This is a genomic window from Allobosea sp., assembly GCF_048595345.1.
GTDB lineage: Bacteria > Pseudomonadota > Alphaproteobacteria > Rhizobiales > Beijerinckiaceae > Allobosea.
The window spans coordinates 1-1,963 of the sequence record NZ_JBMDWH010000225.1 but is presented as its reverse complement, the minus strand read 5'-3'; the positions used below and the strand labels follow the sequence as shown (position 1 = coordinate 1,963).

The following is a 1,963-nucleotide window of genomic DNA, read 5'->3' as shown; positions in this document are numbered from 1 at the left end:
GCGCGCCGTCTCCAGGATCTTCTGCGTCGGCACCATCACGCCGAGGTCGATCACCTCGTAATTGTTGCACTGGAGCACGACGCCGACGATGTTCTTGCCGATGTCGTGGACATCGCCCTTCACCGTCGCCATCAGCACCTTGCCCGCAGCCGAGCGCTCGGCCCCGCCGTTCAGGCGCTTCTCCTCCTCCATGAAGGGCATCAGATAGGCGACCGCCTGCTTCATCACCCGGGCCGATTTCACCACCTGCGGCAGGAACATCTTGCCGGCGCCGAACAGATCGCCGACCACGTTCATTCCGGCCATCAGCGGCCCTTCGATCACCTGCAGCGGCTTGTCGGCCTTGGCGCGGGCCTCCTCGGTGTCGATCTCGATGAATTCGGTGATGCCGGCGACCAGCGCATGCTCCAGCCGCTTCTCCACCGGCAATTCGCGCCAGGCCAGATCCTTGCCCGAAACGGCGGCCGAACCGTCGCCCTTGAAGCGCGGCGCGGCCTCCAGCAGGCGCTCGGTCGCATCCTTGCGGCGGTTGAGGACCACATCCTCGCAGAGCTCGCGCAGCTCGGGGTCGAGATCGTCATAGGAGCCGAGCTGGCCGGCATTGACGATGCCCATATCCATTCCCGCCTTGATCGCGTGGAACAGGAACACCGAATGCATCGCCTCGCGGACCTTCTCGTTGCCGCGGAAGGAGAAGGAGAGGTTGGAGACGCCGCCCGAGATATGGGCGCGCGGCAGCGTCTCGCGGATCGCCTTCGTCGCCTCGATGAAGTCGTTGCCGTAATTGTCGTGCTCCTCGATGCCCGTCGCCACCGCGAAGATGTTCGGGTCGAAGATGATGTCCTGCGGCGGGAAGTTCAGCTTCTCCGTCAGCAGCTTGTAGGCGCGCGTGCAGATCTCGATCTTGCGCTGGAAGGTGTCGGCCTGGCCGACCTCGTCGAAGGCCATGACGACGACCGCCGCGCCATAGTCGCGGCAGATGCGCGCCTGGGCGAGGAAGGCTTCCTCGCCCTCCTTCATCGAGATCGAGTTGACGATCGGCTTGCCCTGGATCGTCCTCAGCCCCGCCTCGATCACCGGGAACTTCGAGGAGTCCACCATGATCGGGACCCGGCTGATATCGGGCTCGGAGGCGACGAGGTTGCAGAACTCGGTCATCGCCTTCTGGGAATCCAGCAGGCCCTCGTCCATGTTGATGTCGATCACCTGCGCGCCGTTCGCGACCTGGTCGCGCGCGACATCGAGCGCGGCGGCATAATCGCCGGCCGTGATCAGCTTCCTGAACTTGGCCGAGCCGGTGACGTTGGTCCGCTCGCCCACATTCACGAACGGAATCGTCTCGTCGAGCGTGAAGGGCTCCAGCCCCGAGAGCCGCAGATAGGGCTTGATCTGCGGAATCGCGCGCGGCGCCTTGCCGGCCACCGCCTGCGCGATGGCGCGGATATGGTCCGGCGTCGTGCCGCAGCAGCCGCCGACGACATTGACGAGGCCCGCATCGGCGAATTCCGCGAGCATGTTGGCGGTGGCCTCCGGCCGCTCGTCATAGAGGCCGAATTCATTGGGCAGGCCGGCATTGGGATAGGCGCAGACCAGCGTGTCGGCGATGCGGGACATGTCCTTGATATGCGCCCGCATCTCGCGCGCGCCGAGCGCGCAGTTGAGGCCGATGGTCAACGGCGCGGCATGGCGCACCGAGTTCCAGAAGGCCTCGACCGTCTGGCCCGAGAGCGTGCGGCCCGAAAGATCCGTGATCGTGCCGGAAATCATCACCGGCAGGCGCAGACCCTTCTCGCGATAGACCTCTTCGATCGCGACGATCGCCGCCTTGGCGTTGAGCGTGTCGAAGATCGTCTCGATCAGCAGCAATTCCGAGCCGCCATCGATCAGCCCCCTCACCTGCTCGGCATAAGCCTCGCGCACCTGGTCGAAGGTCACGGCGCGGAAGCCGGGATTGTTCACGTCG

At 65.2% G+C, this 1,963-nt stretch carries 1 protein-coding gene; it reads right to left on the bottom strand.

Annotation, left to right across the window (positions count from 1 at the left end; all coding sequences use genetic code 11):
- The coding region (gene metH / locus ACOJTB_RS19905; RefSeq protein WP_420104260.1) for a methionine synthase at positions 1-1,963 on the bottom strand (1,963 nt) is incomplete at both ends.